Source organism: Pseudomonas sp. AL03, assembly GCF_029960815.1.
Taxonomy (GTDB): domain Bacteria; phylum Pseudomonadota; class Gammaproteobacteria; order Pseudomonadales; family Pseudomonadaceae; genus Aquipseudomonas.
Window position 1 is genome coordinate 39,338 of the sequence record NZ_JASBRE010000019.1, and the last position, 13,143, is coordinate 52,480.

At 60.2% G+C, this 13,143-nt stretch carries 13 protein-coding genes; 2 read left to right on the forward strand and 11 right to left on the reverse strand.

The features are described 5' to 3' along the window. Nucleotides 1-35: 35 nt before the first annotated feature. From QK293_RS18615 to QK293_RS18655, 9 genes are all read right to left on the reverse strand, one after another. Nucleotides 36-662 carry an ABC-type transport auxiliary lipoprotein family protein gene (locus tag QK293_RS18615; protein ID WP_282379656.1) on the reverse strand — a complete coding sequence of 209 codons (627 nt, stop codon included), beginning with the start codon at nucleotides 660-662 and terminating at the stop codon, nucleotides 36-38. Continuing rightward, nucleotides 659-1,597, reverse strand: coding sequence for an MlaD family protein (locus QK293_RS18620; protein ID WP_282379658.1), 939 nt, complete (start codon nucleotides 1,595-1,597; stop codon nucleotides 659-661). Before QK293_RS18620 ends, QK293_RS18615 begins: the two co-directional genes overlap by 4 nt. Nucleotide 1,598: 1 nt before the next feature. After that, the gene (locus tag QK293_RS18625; protein WP_282379660.1) at nucleotides 1,599-2,402 is read right to left on the reverse strand and encodes an ATP-binding cassette domain-containing protein; all 804 of its coding nucleotides are present in this window, start codon (nucleotides 2,400-2,402) and stop codon (nucleotides 1,599-1,601) included. Further along, the gene (locus tag QK293_RS18630) at nucleotides 2,399-3,547 is read right to left on the reverse strand and encodes an ABC transporter permease (protein ID WP_282379662.1); all 1,149 of its coding nucleotides are present in this window, start codon (nucleotides 3,545-3,547) and stop codon (nucleotides 2,399-2,401) included. The genes QK293_RS18625 and QK293_RS18630 overlap by 4 nt, the downstream gene beginning before the upstream one ends. A gap of 53 nt (nucleotides 3,548-3,600) precedes the next feature. Continuing rightward, nucleotides 3,601-4,632, reverse strand: coding sequence for a DUF5924 family protein (locus tag QK293_RS18635; RefSeq protein ID WP_282379664.1), 1,032 nt, complete (start codon nucleotides 4,630-4,632; stop codon nucleotides 3,601-3,603). Between the two features lie 223 nt (nucleotides 4,633-4,855). Next, the gene (locus QK293_RS18640) at nucleotides 4,856-6,244 is read right to left on the reverse strand and encodes an insulinase family protein (protein ID WP_282379666.1); all 1,389 of its coding nucleotides are present in this window, start codon (nucleotides 6,242-6,244) and stop codon (nucleotides 4,856-4,858) included. A gap of 56 nt (nucleotides 6,245-6,300) precedes the next feature. Continuing rightward, nucleotides 6,301-7,959 carry a Na/Pi cotransporter family protein gene (locus QK293_RS18645; protein WP_282379668.1) on the reverse strand — a complete coding sequence of 553 codons (1,659 nt, stop codon included), beginning with the start codon at nucleotides 7,957-7,959 and terminating at the stop codon, nucleotides 6,301-6,303. Nucleotides 7,960-8,172: 213 nt separating this feature from the next. After that, nucleotides 8,173-8,940: a TerC family protein gene (locus tag QK293_RS18650; RefSeq protein ID WP_282379670.1), complete on the reverse strand. Its 768-nt coding sequence runs from the start codon at nucleotides 8,938-8,940 to the stop codon at nucleotides 8,173-8,175. Between the two features lie 85 nt (nucleotides 8,941-9,025). Continuing rightward, nucleotides 9,026-10,333 carry a CitMHS family transporter gene (locus QK293_RS18655; protein WP_282379672.1) on the reverse strand — a complete coding sequence of 436 codons (1,308 nt, stop codon included), beginning with the start codon at nucleotides 10,331-10,333 and terminating at the stop codon, nucleotides 9,026-9,028. Between the two features lie 317 nt (nucleotides 10,334-10,650). Between QK293_RS18655 and QK293_RS18660 the strand changes: the two genes are divergently transcribed. Next, nucleotides 10,651-11,052, forward strand: a complete 402-nt coding sequence (locus tag QK293_RS18660) for a GFA family protein (RefSeq protein WP_282379674.1) — start codon at nucleotides 10,651-10,653, stop codon at nucleotides 11,050-11,052. Between the two features lie 5 nt (nucleotides 11,053-11,057). Here QK293_RS18660 and QK293_RS18665 read toward each other — a convergent pair whose 3' ends face one another. After that, entirely contained in the window at nucleotides 11,058-11,384 is a 327-nt protein-coding gene (locus tag QK293_RS18665; RefSeq protein WP_282379676.1) for a DOPA 4,5-dioxygenase family protein, read from the reverse strand. 82 nt (nucleotides 11,385-11,466) lie between these two features. Here QK293_RS18665 and QK293_RS18670 point away from each other — a divergent pair, with 82 nt between their 5' ends. Further along, nucleotides 11,467-12,138 (forward strand): NAD(P)H-binding protein, encoded by a 672-nt coding sequence (locus QK293_RS18670; protein WP_282379678.1) that lies wholly within the window; start codon nucleotides 11,467-11,469, stop codon nucleotides 12,136-12,138. Here the strand turns inward: QK293_RS18670 and QK293_RS18675 are convergent. After that, nucleotides 12,125-13,075: a LysR family transcriptional regulator gene (locus tag QK293_RS18675; protein WP_282379680.1), complete on the reverse strand. Its 951-nt coding sequence runs from the start codon at nucleotides 13,073-13,075 to the stop codon at nucleotides 12,125-12,127. The two genes, QK293_RS18670 and QK293_RS18675, sit on opposite strands and share 14 nt — an antisense overlap. Nucleotides 13,076-13,143: the final 68 nt, after the last annotated feature.

Consider the following 13,143-nt stretch of genomic DNA (forward strand, 5'->3'; position numbering starts at 1 on the left):
AGCGAGCTTGCTCCCACATTGGGTTTGCGTTGGCCTCAGGGCCTAAGGGGCGGCGCAACTTTCTGTCCTTGCTCAACCGCCCAAGCCACCACCTGCGCCGTCAGTTGATCACTGGCCTGTCCGAACCCGGCCACCACCGCCGGCACCTTCACATCGCTCAATGGCTGGCGTACTTCAAAGCGTCGGCTGGCGAGGATTCGCTGGTCATAACCGCGCACCAGCAGTGCATCCAGACGCACGACCACGCTTGCAGCCGTGCCTTGGTACTCGGTCTGGAACGCCTGCAGGCTACCGCCCAGTTCAAGATCTGCCTGGAAGTTGCTGTCATCGGTACTCAGCAATGAAACTCGACCATCACGCTGGAAACCGTCCAACAGACGATTGCGCAGCAACACCGGTGCCGGGTCGCTCCAGCGCGAGGCCTTGTAGCTGCTGATCAGATCCCCCTGAGGGATCACGGCGATCTTCGGGCTGTTCAAGGCCTCGCTGGCCTGCGGCTTGGCCAGGCGCAGCGACCAGCGCTGCGGCGTCCCGTGACTGCCCGATGCGCTGCTCTGGGCTGAAGGCAACCGATAGACATCGGACGGCTCGGACTTGGGCAGGATCGAGCAGGAGCTGACCAACGTGAAGCTGACGAGGAGGGCGAGGTGAGTCAGCTTCATGGCGTGAACTCCTTGTTCTTGTCATTGCCCAGCAAGTAACCGCTGGGGTTGGCTTCCAGGCGCTGGGAAATAGCCCGCAACGACGTCAGGGTATCGCGCAGCTCACGCACCGCCGGGGCCAGGCCGTTGAGGCCTTGCATGCCGCTGTTCAGAGAATCCTGATGGGTCGTGAGCAACGTGTTGATGGTCGCGCTGCTCTGTTCCAGCGACTTCATCGCCTGCTCGGCGCTGCCGAACATCTGCTTGCCCTGATCGCTGAGCAAGCCGTTGGCGTTGCGCATCAGCGCGGCAGTTTGTTCCAGCGTGGCGGTGGCTTGCTTGCCGATAGCCCCCAGTTGCTGCATCGCCTGACGGATATCGCCGCGCTGGTCGGCGATGGTTCCGGTGGTTTGCTCCAAGTGTTCAAGGGTGCTGCTGATACGGGCGACGTTTTCCGCGGAAAACATCTGGTTGGCGTTATGCATCAGCATGTTCACGCCAGCCATCAGGTCATTGCTGTCGTTCAACAGACGGGCGATGGGTGAGGGCGATGCAATGATCGTCGGTAAATCACCGTCCTTGCCCTTGAGCGTCGGACTCTGCGGAGTACCGCCGCTGAGCTGAATGATTGAGGTGCCGGTGATGCCGGTCAGCGCCAGTATCGCGTGGGTGTCTTCCTTGATCGGTGTCTCGCCGCCCAGGCGAATTCGCGCCAATACCCGGCGCGGGTCTTTCGGGTCCAGACGCAGGGTCACCACGTCGCCGACCTTGATCCCGCTGTACTGCACGGCGCTGCCCTTGGACAGGCCGCTGACGGCCTCGTTGAAGACAATTTCGTAATCCTTGAACTCGGTGTCGACGCTGGATTTAGCCAGCCACAAGCCGAAGAGCAGGGCGCCCGCCACCACAATCACGGTGAACAGGCCGATCAATACATGATGGGCTCGGGTTTCCATGTCAGACCTCCTTAAGCTGTTGAGCGGCCGTCAGCGCCGCGCGGCCGCGAGGGCCATGGAAGTATTCGTGAATCCACGCGTCGTCAGTTTCCGACACCTTGTCGATGGCGTCCGCCACCAGCACTTTCTTTTGCGCCAGCACCGCCACCCGGTCGGTGATGGTGTAGAGCGTGTCGAGGTCGTGGGTGACCAGAAACACACTCAGGCCCAACGCATCGCGCAGGGTCAGAATTAATTGATCGAACGCGGCTGCGCCAATCGGATCGAGGCCGGCGGTGGGTTCGTCGAGAAACAGGATGTCCGGGTCCAGCGCAAGAGCCCGGGCCAGTGCCGCACGCTTGATCATGCCGCCGGACAGCGAAGCGGGGTACTTGTCGGCCGCCGACAGCGGCAACCCGGCCAAGGCCATTTTCACTGCCGCCAAGTGTTCGGCATCCTCGCGGCTCAAACCGGCATGCTCGATCAGGGGCAGGGCGACGTTTTCGGTAACCGTCAGCGAAGAGAACAGGGCGCCTTTCTGGAACAGCACGCCGAAGCGCCGCTCGACCTTAGAGCGCTCGTGTTCGGACAGCGTCGGCAGGTTTTTACCGAAGACCTTCACCACCCCTTCGCTGGGCTGGCGTAACCCGACGATGCTGCGCAGCAGCACCGATTTGCCGCTGCCGGAACCGCCGACCACGGCGAGGATTTCGCCCTTGAACAAATCCAGGTCGAGGTTCTCATGCACGCTCTGGCGGCCGAAGCGATTGCACAAGCCGCGGACTTCGATCACCGCCTCGGAAGGTGCTCGGGGTAGACGACTCACCAGCCCATCTCCATGAAAAAAAGCGCGGCCACGGCGTCGAGCACGATCACCACGAAAATCGACTGGACCACGCTCGACGTGGTGTGTGCGCCGACGGACTCGGCGCTGCCGCTGACTTTGAAGCCTTCAAGACAGCCGATGGCGGCGATCAAAAACGCGAAGATGGGCGCTTTGACGATCCCGACCAGGAAGTGCTGAACGCCGATGTCCGATTGCAGCAGCGACAGGAACATCGCGGGCGAAATATCCAGAGACACCGCGCAAACCACACCGCCGCCGACAATCCCCGAGAGCATCGCCAAAAAGGTCAGCATCGGCAGCGCGACCAGCAGGGCCAACACTCGCGGCACCACCAGCAACTCCATCGGGTCGAGGCCCAAGGTGCGAATAGCGTCGATTTCTTCGTTGGCTTTCATCGAGCCGATCTGCGCGGTGAACGCACTGGCGGTGCGGCCAGCCATCAGGATCGCGGTCAGCAACACACCGAATTCGCGCAGGAAGGAGAACGCCACCAGGTCCACGGTGAAAATACTCGCGCCGAAACTCGCCAGCACCGTCGCGCCGAGAAACGCCACCACGGCGCCCACCAAAAAGGTCAGCAGGACGACGATGGGCGCGGCGTCGAGGCCGCTCTGTTCGATGTGCGCCACCATCGGCGTGATGCGCCAGCGCTTGGGGCGAAACAGACTGCGGGCGATGGTTTCCAGAATCAGGCCGACGAAACCCAGCAGTTGCAGGGTGTCCTGCCAGACCGCGTCGACCGCGCGGCCGATGCGGGTCAGCAGTTGAATGCCGACGCTGATTTCCGGTTCCTTGATCGGCACGCAGAAGTCGGTCAGCGAGCAGTAGACGGTTTGTAGCAAAGCGCGATCGGCGGAGGAGAGGGTGCACTCGGGGTGTTCAGCCGATCGGCCGAGGCGCTCGGACCCCAGCAACTCCACCAGCAACGACGCGCCAGCGGTGTCGAGCGCGCCGAGGCCGTTGAGGTCGATGTGAGTGCTGTCGTCGTATTGGCCGTGGAGCTTTTCGATCAGGTGCTTGAGATCGGCGTAATGGGCAAGCGTCCAGTCACCCGTGACCCGCAACTGAGCAGGGGAGTGAGAGGTGTCCAGTCGGGCACTGCCGGGCATTGTGCTGCTGGTCATAAGCTCCGTGCTTTATCGGCTATTACGCAGCTCTACGTAATAGCACGAACGGGTTACTTTGCGGCAGTCGCAGGCTTTTTGTCCTTTACCTCGAAGCGCAACACACCGATGACCTGGCCATCTTCGGTCAGCACCCGAACCTGCCACTTACCCGCAGGGTTGCCGGGGAAATTCTGCTTGTGGGTCCAGGCGCGGTAGCCTTCCTTGCGCCCGCCATGGATGTCCAGGGGGATGCGGTCGACCTCTTTGCCGTTGAACTGCCACACATGATAGATCCGCTCCTCCAGACCACGCGGGGCATTGATCGCGGTGTAAGCGTACAGGCCGGTACCACGGATCTGGTCGGCGGTGACCTCATCGAGGCTGTCGCCGGGGATACGGCCCTGCATTTGCGTACTGATCGCGACATCAGTCATCCACAGCGTCGCCGGCGGAACCCACGAACGCAGCACCCAGCCAACCCCGCCGATACCTACGGTGATGCTCAGAATCGCCAGCGCGTTGCGCACAGTACGAATCGGGAAGATCGACGCCAGGCTCGGGAACGACAGCACGACAGCGGTGCCCAGGGCCAGCTTGAAACTCTGGGAGGTGGTCAGGTGCAGGATGACGGGCAGGGCGGTCAGCAGTGCAGCGAACAACGTCAGCGTGTGCAGCGCCAGGAACGCCCAGCGTCGAGGCGCCAGCCATTTGTAGTAGAGCGGATCGATGATGGAAATCAGCGCGGCGATACTCAGCAGCCCGGTGAAAACCAACTGACCGCTGTTCCAAGTGGTAGTGATGAAGAAGAACGGCAGGACAAAAAACAGGCTTTCCTGGTGGATCATCTGCGTCGCGTAACGCAGCAACGGCTGGGGTATTTCGCGCTTGAAGATCCTGGCGAACAACTTGGTGAGGCTGTTTTCCAGCATCAGCCAGATCCAGCTGACCAGCATGATGGTGGTGATCCAGGTCGCCAGACCTTGCTGACGATCCACCAGCATGAAGCTGCCGACCCCGGAAATGAAACCACCGAGCGCAATGACCCCTGGGTAGCGCTTCATCAATTCCAGGATGCGCTGTACGAATAGGGTCAGAGTCGGCATTCGGCGGTTCGCAATAGTCGTGGGAAAAATCCTCGACAGGGTAACCGCCGAGAGGGCGGTGTGGCGAGGGGCTGCGGTCCGATCACAAAACCTGTGTAGCAGCTGCCGAAGGCTGCGTTCGGCTGCGAAGCAGCCGCAAATCCGTTATGTCACATGTGACTGATACACCGAGATGAATGGTTTTAACGACTGCTTCGCAGCCGAACGCAGCCTTCGACAGCTGCTACACGGTCGGTGGCGCCCTGCGATGAAAGCGCAATGCCAATAGCCCGAGCACAATCACGCCGAACACCCCGGCAATCGCCCACATCACCTGGTCATCACTCATCAACGGCTTTTCGATCCGCAGGTAGCCCGGCTGCATGAGCAATTCACGCATGGCCTTGTTCGCTTCCGCCAGCGTCACCCCTTGCAGTTCCTTGGCCGGGTTGGCGAAACGGCCGTCCTCGTAATCCCCAAGAGCACTCCAGTAATAATCGGCCAACGCGCTATTGCCTTGCACGGCCCAGGCCTGGCGGGCGATGGCGGCCTGTTTGAGGCGGTTGAAGGTGTCGGCATTGAGACCGTCCCTGAGCAACCCGGCCTTCAAATCATCCAGCACCTGTTCGGCCTCGGACACGTCATCGCGCTCAACGTCGGCGTTCAGGCTCATGAAACCCACGCCACCAAACACCTCGCGCTCCGCCGAAGGCCCGTAGGACAAGCCATGGGCCAGGCGCATTTGGCGGTAAAGCGCCCAGTCCAGATAGTCCTTGAGCAAGTCGAAGGTTTCGTCGTGCTGATCTTCCAGCACCGGCTCCGGCACCAGCCAATGCAACTTGGCATTGCCGCCGACAAAACCGTGACTCAGGGTGCGCTCGTGGGCGGCACTGGCCTGGATGGCCGGCAGGGGCGGGTGATCGGTAGGGTCGACCGCTTCAAGCGCACCATAAGACCGTTCCAGATAGGCCGGCAGCAATCGATCGAGGTCGCCGACCACGATCAGGGTCATGTTGTTCGGCGCGTACCAGGCCTTGCGTACCTTTTCCAGCTGTTCGCGGGTCAGGTAATCGACCTCAGCCCGCTCGGGGCATTTGAGGCCCAGTTCCACCGCCAGCTGATTACTCGCCGTGTGGCCAAGATCCTGGCGATCCAGCCAGCGTTGCAGGTGCGAGTAATGGCCGCCGTCTTCGCGCTCGACCACTTGTTTGGCGGCGTTGATCGCGTTGTCGTCGATTCGGGTTTGGGTCAGCAGTGCCAGCAGCAGGTCGAGGACCTTGCGCTGGTTTTTCGCCGGGGCTTCGAGGACGAACGTCGTGTCGGCGTTGCTGGTGTAGGCGTTCCACTCGCCGCCCAGCGCCTGCATGCGCTCTTCCAGCCCGCCTTCGCCAGTGGCATCAATGCCGCTGAACAGCAAGTGCTCAAGCAGGTGCGGCAGCTCTTTGTCGGCGCAGCTGAAATCATCAATGCCGACGCCGACCACTAGACGAATCGCCACATGCCCGCGCTCCGTGCCGGGTTTTAGCAGCAATTGCAGACCGTTGGGCAGCGTATAGCCCTCGACCTGAAAGCGATCCAGGGCAAACGCAGGGAGTGAGCCAAGCAACAGACAGGCGAATAGCAGACAACGCATAACGAGTTTCCATACAGCTTGCGTAAGTTCAACAGACTGCAGGCAACTGTGGACGTTCAGGGTGAATGCGTGATGTCAGCAAAATCATCGGCAATGAGTGCGCCGGTGTCGGAAGTTTCCAGCACCACATAGGCGCTGCTGCAGAACAGCGAACTCAGACGCTTCATGTCGGCAATCAACTCCAGGTGCAACGAGCTGGTCTCGATGCTCTGCACGATCTTACGTTGCAATCGGCTGACGTGAGCATGGGCCAGGCGGCGTTCCTGTGCGCGAAAGCGACGTTTCTCACGCAGTAACTGGCGGGCACTTTCCTTGTCGGCACTGAGGAACACCGACAAGCCGAGACGCAGGTTGGCTATCAACTGACTGTGCAGCCCCGCCAACTCTTCCAGGCCGACCTCGGAAAAAGACCGGCGCTGCGAGGTTTTCTGCTGCTGAACCTTGCGCAGCATGCGTTCGATGAGGTCGCTGGCGAGTTTAAGGTTGATCGCCAACTCGATGATTTCCGCCCAGCGTCGGCTGTCCTGCTCGCTGAGGTCTTCGCGGGGCATTTGCGCCAGATAGAGCTTGATCGCACCGTAGAGCGATTCCACATCATCGGTCAGGCGCCGCATCTCCTGGGTCACGGCGGTTTGGTTGCCGCGCAGCACGTCGAGCATGGCCTCAAGCATGTTGTCGATCAGGTCGCCGATGCGCAGGGTTTCCCGGGCGGCATTGGCCAGCGCCAGGCTGGGCGTGACGAGTGCCGTTGGATCAAGATGCCGCGGTTTGGCGGTGCCGTTGATTTCCGGCCGCTCCGGCAGCAGCCACGCGCAAAGCCTGGCCATCAGCCCGACACTTGGCAGCAAGATCAGGCAGCGCGCGGTGTTGTAGAGCAGGTGAAAGCCAATGACCATTTCCTGAGGGCTGAAGTCCAGACTGTCAATCCAGTGCACCAATGGGTCAAGCACCGGAATGATCAGCAGCAGGCCGATCAGTTTATAGAGCAGGCTGCCCAAAGCCACTTGGCGGCCGGCGGCGTTCTGCATGCTGGTGCTGAGGAAGGCAAGGATGCCGCTGCCGATGTTGGCGCCGATCACCAGGCCGATGGCAACGGGCAAGCTGATCACCGCGGCACCGGCCAGGGTCGCCGTCAGCAGGACGGCGGCCAGGCTGGAGTAGGAAACCATCGCAAACAGCGCGCCGACCAAGGCATCCAGCAGGATGTCGCCGGTCAGCGAGGCGAAAATCACCTTCACACCTTGTGCCTGCGTAATCGGCGCGGCGGATTCGACGATCAGTTGCAGGGCCAGGATGATCAGCCCCAGGCCGATGCCGACCCGGCCCATCTGTCCGACCCGGGTCTGTTTGCGCGACAGGAAGAAAATCACCCCAAGAAAGATCAGCAGCGGCGATAGCCATGACAGGTCGAGGGTCAGCACTCGCGCCATCAGCGCGGTACCGACATCGGCCCCGAGCATGGTTGCCAGGGCCGGAGTCAGCGCCATCAGGCCCTGACCGACAAAGGAAGTGACGAGCATGGCGGTGGCGTTGCTGCTCTGGACCATCGCCGTCACGACGATCCCCGAGACGAACGCCAGCCAGCGCTTGGACATGTTCCGGCCAATCACATGGCGCAGGTTGGAGCCGTAGACCCGCAGGATGCCGGTTCGGACGATGTGCGTGCCCCAAATCAGCAAGGCCACGGCAGATAACAAATTGAGCAGGGTGAGCATGCAGGCCCCCTGTGGTGGTAGCGCCCCAAAGGGGCAAGTTGACGGTGCCGCGCGTTCTTCTACGTTCTGTACTTAAGCTGTAGTTGGCTAACGGGCTGTGCGCCAGCATCGCACAGCTAAAGAAGCGATTGAAACAGAACTGTCATGAAAACAGCTTGATGCAGACGCGACAAAGGGGCCCGAAGGCCCCTTTGTCATAGCGCAACATTCGGGTTATTGACCCGGAATGTCCTTGCGCAGTTTCACCGGGTCCTGCTGCTTCTTCTTTTTCATCATCGCGGTGCGCATCTTGATGTTGATCGCTTCCACCGCCAGCGAGAACGCCATGGCGAAGTAGACGTAGCCTTTTGGCAAATGCACTTCGAAGGACTCGGCAATCAACACGGTACCGACCAGCAACAGGAACGACAGCGCCAGCATTTTCAGCGACGGGTGCTTGTCGATGAATTCGCTGATGGTGCCAGCCGCCAGCATCATCACCAGTACGGCGACGATGATCGCAGCGACCATGACCGGCACATGGGAAACCATACCCACGGCGGTAATCACCGAGTCCAGGGAGAACACGATGTCGATAATCGCAATCTGGATGATGGTGTACAGGAAGCTGCCGCCCTTGGCGGTCGGTTCCTCGTGGGTTTCGTCTTCGCCTTCCAGCGCGTGGTACATCTCTTGCGAGCTCTTCCACAACAGGAACAAACCACCGAAGAACAGGATCAGGTCACGCCCGGAAATACCCTGGCCGAACATTTCGAACAGGTCGGCGGTAAGACGCATGACCCAAGTAATCGACAGCAACAACAGGATCCGCGTGACCATGGCCAGCGCCAGGCCGAAAATCCGGGTGCGCTGCTGCATGTGCTTGGGCATGCGGCTGACCAGGATCGAAATCATGATGATGTTATCGATACCCAGGACGATTTCCAGGGCGGTCAGGGTAAAGAAGGCAACCCAGATTTCAGGGTTGGTCAGCCATTCCATGTGTATTCCTTTGAGGATGTGTTAAACCACGAAGGGCCCGGGCTTCAAACAGCAAAGCCTGGACCCGTCATGGTGAGTCTTGGGCTTATAGAGTGCTGAACAGCGGAAAAATCCCCATCAGCAACGCGGCAACCAGTATGCACATGCACACCAGCACTGCCCATTTCAGGGTGAAGCGCTGATGGTCACCGAAGTCGATACCGGCCAGGGCCACCAACAAGTAGGTCGATGGTACCAGCGGGCTCAACAAGTGGACGGGCTGACCGACGATCGAGGCACGTGCCATTTCAACCGCGGTTATACCGTAATGACTGGCGGCTTCCGCAAGTACCGGTAACACGCCGTAATAAAATGCATCGTTCGACATGAAGAACGTGAACGGCATGCTTACCAGCGCAGTGATCACGGCCAGATACGGGCCAAGAAAATCCGGGATGACCGCCAGCAGGCTTTTCGACATCGCGTCGACCATACCAGTGCCCGTCAGGATACCGGTGAAGATGCCCGCGGCAAAGATCAACCCGACCACCGCCAGCACGCTACCGGCGTGGGCCGCGACGCGGTCCTTCTGTTGTTGCAGGCACGGGTAGTTGACGATCATCGCGATGCTGAACGCCACCATGAACAGCACCGGCAGCGGTAACAGGCCGGCAATCAGGGTGCACATCAGGCCCAGGGTCAGGGCGCCGTTGAACCAGATCAACTTCGGACGACGGGCATCCGGGAATTGCGAAACGCTGATTTCACTGTGGTCGATTTCATCGCCCACCAGGTGCAGTTCACCCAGACGCGCACGCTCACGCTTGCCGTAGAAGTAGGCAATCACGAGAATTGCCAGCACCCCGGCAGCCATCGCCGGAATCATCGGTACGAAGATGTCGGACGGGTCCACATGCAGCGCACTGGCTGCACGGGCGGTCGGGCCGCCCCAAGGGGTCATGTTCATCACGCCACCGGCGAGGATGATCAGACCGGCCATGATCCGCGGGCTCATGCCGATACGGCTGTAGAGCGGCAGCATGGCGGCCACGCAGATCATATAAGTGGTCGCGCCGTCACCATCGAGGGAGACGACGAGCGCCAATACGGCGGTGCCGACCGAAACTTTCAGCGGGTCGCCCTTGACCAGTTTGAGGATCTTGCGCACGGCCGGGTCGAACAGGCCGGAGTCGATCATCAGGGCGAAGTACAGAATGGCGAACATCAGCATCACACCGGTCGGCGCGAGCTTGGTAATGCCTTCGAGCATCATCGGGCCGATCTTCGGCGCAAAACCACCAAACAGCGCGAACAGGATCGGGATGATAATCAGAGCGATCAGCGCGGACAGGCGCTTGGTCATGATCAGGAACATGAACGTGATGACCATGGCAAAGCCAAGGAAAGTCAGCATGGGAATACTCCAGGCATAGCGCGGCTAGGGAATGGGCGAACCGGGTGGTCAGCGCAGAACGGGAAGCACGAGACGTATGGGCGGAGTGACAGCGAAGTGGCGGGTAGCAAAGGACATCAGGATCACCATTGTTGTTGTTAAATGGGCTGTGCGAGCGATAAAACACTGGCATTGGCCGACCGGTCTGTTGCCGGTAGTGGGGGCGATCCTAATCGGGGAAGCTTTCACCGAGCTTTCGCGGATGAAAGCATTGACCAGATGTGCAACCGGTCGTCGGACGGGTTTAAAGTCCCTGAATACGGGGCAGGAGGAAAAACATGGCCGACATTCATACGGGCGGCTGCCACTGCGGACATCTGCGCTATCAATTCAGCGGGCCTTTGCACGACATCGCCCACTGTCATTGTTCGATTTGCCGACGGGTCAGTGGCGGCATCGTGACCACCTGGATCACCGTGCCGGCATCCGCTTTTGAATGGGTGAAAGGAACACCCGCGCAGTACGACTCGTCGACAACCTGCGTACGGTATTTCTGCGGCAACTGTGGTGCGCAGCTGGCGCTGGTCACGCACCTGAGCCCGGACAGCATCGACGTGACCATCGCCACCCTCGATCATCCAGAGCAGGCACCCGCCGAAAGACATATCTGGACGGACAACCGTCTGCCCTGGCTGCATCTGGACGAACATTTGCCCGGCGAAGCTGAGGAACAGTTGTAAACTGATCAAAATATAGACAGATCCAGCGACCGAATCGCGCCCATCCAGATGGCATGCTCAGTGTGATCGAGCAGATCGTCGCCGGTGTCCGGGTGCAGGAACACCACCAAACCCTTGCGGTTGAGCGCAAGCCAGGGCAGCACATCGCCGATGTATTGCGGCTCGAAAGCCAACTGGCAGCTCCAGTCAGGGTGCGGGCCCACCGGGCGTTCATGGACGCGGCCCATCTTCACTGGAAACAATCGCGCCGCCTGCTCACACAAGGCTTGCGCCTGAGGAAGGGTGCTGGCGTCGAAGTAGACATGGGCGTGGTAGCCCTTGATCCGCTGCATTTGAAACCCTCTGAACCGAGTCGAACCGGCGTTGTTTCCCACAGGTCACACGCCATATATCTAGGAAAAACGGAGCACGGCCATGAAAAATGCCGAAACCCCGGTGGTGAAAGTGGTGCTTTATGGTGCCATGAGTAGCCTGGGCAGTGCGCTGATGGCTGAAATGCTGCGGCGCCAACATGAAGTGATCGCGATTCTCGATGATCTGACGGCGCTCGCGCCGCGCCCGGGATTGCGGACCAAGACCGGCGATGTGTTCGACGCCGAGCGGGTCAAGCAGAGTGTCGCCGGTTGTTCGGCGGTGATCTGCCTGCTGGATGCACCAGGGTTGCCGATGAACAGCGAGCACGTGGAAAAGTCCATCGTGCCCGGCCCGGTCGAGCAAGTGCTGGCGGTGGATGCTCTGATCGATGGCCTGCAGGCCTCGGGGATTGTCCGGTTGTTTCTGGTGGGCGATTTCGAGGTATTGGACGATCCGGAAATAGAAGATCGACTGCAACGCCACGCCGCCGAAGAAATTCGCGAAGCCCTGCAAAGCAGCACCTTGCACTGGACGCTGGTGAATGCACCGCGCGGGGTGCCAGGGCTGACCATCGAACATTTCAGCCAGGTCAGCAGCAGCCTGGAGCCGGGCCTCGCTGAACCACTTGAGCGGTTGAGCCGGGTGGCTGTCGGGATTGCCGATGAGTTGCGGTTGAACCTGCATGTCGGCGAACACGTGACCTTTGTCGCGACCGAGGCTATACAGCGATAGACGGCAGCGGAAGGCCATTCAACGATTGCGCACTGCCGGCCTGCTCAGCCATCAGCCAGTCCACAAACTGTTGAATCAGCGCACCACGCCGTTTTCGCTGGGGCAGGACCACGTAATAGCCGAGCCTGGAGATAACCGTTTGCGCAATCGGTCGGCACAACAATCCCTGCGCCAGCAAGTTATCCACAAGGTGTCGCCAGCCAATCGCCACGCCTTGGCCGCCAATCGCCGCTTGAATCAGCAGCGTGTAATTGTCGAAGCGCAATTGCCCGGGCGCGGGTGCCGAAGCAATCCCCAACTCCCGAAACACGCCGCTCCAGTCGAACCAGTTGCTGCTGTTCTCACCTCGAAGGTGCAGCAGCGGGAATTCCAGAAGTGACTGGACCGGCAAGGGCAGGGCGCGGTCCTTCAGCAACAGTGGGCTGCACACCGGAAATACTTCTTCGCTGAACAACCAATGGCTTTCACCCTGCTTGAATCGACCATCACCAAACAACACCGCCACATCGATATCGGTGCGCAGCATGTTGAGGCTGCGTTCGCTGGTGACCAGGCTGACGTCCACTTGAGGATTGGCGGCATGAAAGCGGTGCAGGCGCGGCATGAGCCAATACGCGGCGAAGGCGAAATCGGTGGCCACTTGCAACACTTCATGTTGGTTCTGTGCACTGATCGCGCTCAATCCTGCGTCGATGTTCTGCAATCCAAGCTGAACCTGCTCGAACAGAATCGTCCCGGGCTCGGTCAGTTCAATGCCGCGATAGATGCGATCAAACAGCCGCGTCCCCAACTGTTCTTCCAACCGTTTGATCTGCTGGCTGATGGCCGGTTGCGTGGTGCCAAGTTCCACCGCAGCTGCGGTGAAGCTGCGCTGACGGGCCGCCGCTTCAAAGGCGCGAAGCAAATCCAGAGACAAATCACCAAGGGCGTAATACATAAGCTGTGCTTATCCTAGTCATTGCCGCGCAGGGGCTTTACCACAAAATGCATGGGCTCCATGCTCGA

Bases quoted from the DNA above. Each gene is read 5' to 3' on its own strand.
- QK293_RS18655 (WP_282379672.1), bottom strand. From the start codon at position 10,333: ATGCTGACTTTCCTTGGCTTTGCCATGGTCATCACGTTCATGTTCCTG.
- QK293_RS18670 (WP_282379678.1), top strand. From the start codon at position 11,467: ATGAAAAATGCCGAAACCCCGGTGGTGAAAGTGGTGCTTTATGGTGCC.
- QK293_RS18630 (WP_282379662.1), bottom strand. From the start codon at position 3,547: ATGACCAGCAGCACAATGCCCGGCAGTGCCCGACTGGACACCTCTCAC.
- QK293_RS18620 (WP_282379658.1), bottom strand. From the start codon at position 1,597: ATGGAAACCCGAGCCCATCATGTATTGATCGGCCTGTTCACCGTGATT.
- QK293_RS18615 (WP_282379656.1), bottom strand. From the start codon at position 662: ATGAAGCTGACTCACCTCGCCCTCCTCGTCAGCTTCACGTTGGTCAGC.
- QK293_RS18635 (WP_282379664.1), bottom strand. From the start codon at position 4,632: ATGCCGACTCTGACCCTATTCGTACAGCGCATCCTGGAATTGATGAAG.
- QK293_RS18645 (WP_282379668.1), bottom strand. From the start codon at position 7,959: ATGCTCACCCTGCTCAATTTGTTATCTGCCGTGGCCTTGCTGATTTGG.
- QK293_RS18660 (WP_282379674.1), top strand. From the start codon at position 10,651: ATGGCCGACATTCATACGGGCGGCTGCCACTGCGGACATCTGCGCTAT.
- QK293_RS18640 (WP_282379666.1), bottom strand. From the start codon at position 6,244: ATGCGTTGTCTGCTATTCGCCTGTCTGTTGCTTGGCTCACTCCCTGCG.
- QK293_RS18675 (WP_282379680.1), bottom strand. From the start codon at position 13,075: ATGTATTACGCCCTTGGTGATTTGTCTCTGGATTTGCTTCGCGCCTTT.
- QK293_RS18665 (WP_282379676.1), bottom strand. From the start codon at position 11,384: ATGCAGCGGATCAAGGGCTACCACGCCCATGTCTACTTCGACGCCAGC.
- QK293_RS18650 (WP_282379670.1), bottom strand. From the start codon at position 8,940: ATGGAATGGCTGACCAACCCTGAAATCTGGGTTGCCTTCTTTACCCTG.